The 2,816-nt window shown below is 39.2% G+C and carries 4 protein-coding genes and 1 pseudogene; 3 read left to right on the plus strand and 2 right to left on the minus strand.

All coding sequences use genetic code 11. The features are described 5' to 3' along the window. The 3 genes and pseudogenes from IEY53_RS34700 to IEY53_RS34705 form a co-directional block, all read left to right on the plus strand. Positions 1-384 (plus strand): RidA family protein (locus IEY53_RS34700; RefSeq protein ID WP_189032900.1); only part of this gene is annotated, 384 nt, incomplete at its 5' end. Between the two features lie 11 nt (positions 385-395). After that, positions 396-560: pseudogene (locus IEY53_RS35655) on the plus strand (NAD(P)H-dependent oxidoreductase); the annotation flags it as partial. 178 nt (positions 561-738) lie between these two features. Further along, the gene (locus IEY53_RS34705; protein ID WP_189032901.1) at positions 739-1,296 is read left to right on the plus strand and encodes a class I SAM-dependent methyltransferase; all 558 of its coding nucleotides are present in this window, start codon (positions 739-741) and stop codon (positions 1,294-1,296) included. A gap of 42 nt (positions 1,297-1,338) precedes the next feature. Here the strand turns inward: IEY53_RS34705 and IEY53_RS34710 are convergent, their stop codons facing one another. Further along, positions 1,339-2,346, minus strand: a complete 1,008-nt coding sequence (locus IEY53_RS34710) for an IS1595 family transposase (protein WP_189032903.1) — start codon at positions 2,344-2,346, stop codon at positions 1,339-1,341. 102 nt (positions 2,347-2,448) lie between these two features. Then, entirely contained in the window at positions 2,449-2,811 is a 363-nt protein-coding gene (locus IEY53_RS34715) for a winged helix-turn-helix transcriptional regulator (RefSeq protein ID WP_229696539.1), read from the minus strand. Between the last annotated feature and the right edge of the window lie 5 nt (positions 2,812-2,816).

Consider the following 2,816-nt stretch of genomic DNA (forward strand, 5'->3'; position numbering starts at 1 on the left):
GAAGTGAAGCATGGAGCAACAACCTTATACCTCTCGGGTGCTACGGCCTATCCTCTGTATGGCTGGGTTCCAAAGTCCGAGAGAAGCGATACGGGTATGTCTCTGCCGAGCTCGATTAAAGAACAGACGCAAATTGTTCTTGAAAATATCAAAATTGTCGTGGAAGCTGCCGGAGGTACGATCAACGATATTGTTAAGACAACCATCTTTAATAAGCGTATGGATTTGCAAAATGAAGTAAACGAAGTCTATAACGCCTTTTTCAATGGACATAGACCGGCTCGTTCTCACATCGGAGTGTCTGAACTTTTCAGTCCTGATCTTTTAATCGAGATCGAAGCGATCGCCATCTTGGAAAAAGACGGAAAGCGGTTAGAGCCGTAAAAGGCATTGAACAAACGACCTTCCGATACTGCTATGCGAATTATCGTTCGTTCTTTGCGTTTTATGGTACGGAAAACGAGCCGGGTGAAAATGTGCCCGGTACGGAAAGTGAGACGTCTGCGAGCGAATTGGAAATAAGCGCACAAGATTATTTGAATTTTGTTGACAACCTGTAAAAGGCAGCTTTATGAAGTCAAAAAGAAGAAGTATTTCCTTGTTCGGGAGATACTTCTTCTTTTGATTTCGCTGTTTTCGTAAAGTTTGTTGTTTTATACAAAATACGATTGATTTATTTGTTGAATAACATATAATGTAAGTTGTATTATTCAATCAAGATTGGATGGTGGTATTTATATGAAAGTGGTCATTGGAGCAGGGCAGACAAAGTATGATGGTTGGCTTAATACCCAAGAAGATGAATTGAATTTACTGTCTTTGGAAAGTTGGATCAAATTATCTGAACCAGAGAGTATTGATGCACTTTTGGCTGAACATGTGTGGGAACATCTAACTTACGAGGAAGGGATTACGGCGGCGAAGCATTGTTATCAGTTTTTAAAACCTGGTGGGTACATTCGTTGTGCAGTTCCCGATAAAAATTTCCGTAACGATTGGTATCAACAGATGGTTCAAGTCGGAGGTCCTGGACCAGCGAATCATCCTGCGGCATCTCATAAAATAGTTTATGATGCAAAAACTTTTGTATCAGTATTTGAAATGGCAGGGTTTGAAGTAACGTTGTTGGAGTATTGCTATGAGAACGGAGATTTTCATTATACATACTGGAACGAAATGGACGGGAAGATAGGAAGATCATTTCGGTTTGATACGAGGAATTCCATTAATCAATTAGGAATGGTATCCATTATTATTGATGCAAAAAAGCCGTTGCTAATAAGAAGTAATACTTAAGATTGCACGTTAGTTATAAAGAGTCACCACGCGGTGGTCCTTTTAAACTGCCCTTAAAAACTCCACTGTTGTTTTATTTGATTTTCGGCAGGCTGAAATAAGCATTTGCTCCACCTGCTTTTCAAAGGACAAGTGCTTGTCTATTTCTAACCACCTGAACCAGTATAGATAGTTATCTAAATACTTGGTAGCAACCCCCTGAAAGCGTCTCAACCAAGTTTTTAATCGGCTATGAAAGTTATTAACATTTTGAATATGATAGATGTCTTTCTTGACCCGCTGTTTCTTGTGGTCGTTGATAGTTTCGTGTTGTAGCCCTTTTAACTTCGCAAATTTCTTATAGTTTGTAGCTGTGTCAGTACAAAGTAACGATTTTGAATCGATGTATTTACCAATTACAGAATCGATTTCTTCAGCTTTTACACGCCCCGTGCCAGCCTTCAAAGCAATCATATTGTGGTTTCGATCTTGGGCAACAACAACGGCAATCTTAAGGTCAGAAATGCCCCTTTTCTCATCCTTAGTAGCTCTTTTTTTTGCATTCCGATGCGTTACTTTTCTTCCCTTCATAGACTCACGGAAGAAAGTTTCATCGCTCTCTACAATGCCTTGAAGTTGATTAAAGTCTAAAGAGCGTAAAGAATACAGAACCTTATGTCTCCAATAAAAGGCTGTTGAAATATGGATATCCAGCCTTTTAGCGATTTTAGGCAATGTATATCCTTCAACCATCATTTCCATAAATTTGATCCATTTCTCTGGATACCTTGATCCTGAAAATGGGGTGTTAGTCATATCATTAAATGTTTTATTGCAATCCTTGCAAAGAAAGCGTTGGCGTGTCTTGTATTTTCCGTTTCTTTTTACAGATGTGCTACCACAATGCACACAAGCTATCCCGCCATTGAAACGGCTTTCGCGAATACGATTTAACAACTTTGTTATCTTATCTGGTTGATCGGGGAACAAATCCTTTTTAAGAGCATTAAACAGCTCCAATTGGTCTTGAACTGAGAGTTCATTTGCGTTTTCATACACCTTGGTCCACATTTGTTATACACCTCCCCCACTCTGAATTTTATCAAGCTGTAATAGAGTGGTCAAGAAAACAACAATTTATGCGAAAACAGCCTTTGATTTAAACAAAAAAAGCTATGCGCCTATCACTACAGCCCCCAACGCCGGCACATTGTTTTTCTCCCCCCATTCGCACATCATATTTAGCACCGTAATGAGAGAAAGACCATGTTCAGATAATGAATATTCAACTTTTGGAGGTACTTGGGGAAACTCCATGCGTATAATAAGACCATCTGCCTCCAACTCTTTTAACATGATGCTTAGCGTTTTAAAAGATATGGTACCGATAAATCGCTTTAGTTCATTAAACCGCATAACTTTATTTTCAGACAGAATGTTGAAAAAAAGGGCTCCAAACCTTGGTATAATAGTGTTTGCGAAGTAAGCGTAAAATAGCCCCCACCTGGCAATCAGATGGGGACACGGATAATCTATTTTGT

It is taken from the genome of Paenibacillus albidus, from assembly GCF_014644435.1.
In the GTDB taxonomy this organism is placed as follows: domain Bacteria; phylum Bacillota; class Bacilli; order Paenibacillales; family Paenibacillaceae; genus Paenibacillus_AQ; species Paenibacillus_AQ albidus.

What these genes read in the sequence shown, in the direction of transcription:
- IEY53_RS34705 (WP_189032901.1), top strand. Translation starts at nt 739, where the DNA reads ATGAAAGTGGTCATTGGAGCAGGGCAGACAAAGTATGATGGTTGGCTT.
- IEY53_RS34710 (WP_189032903.1), bottom strand. Translation starts at nt 2,346, where the DNA reads ATGTGGACCAAGGTGTATGAAAACGCAAATGAACTCTCAGTTCAAGAC.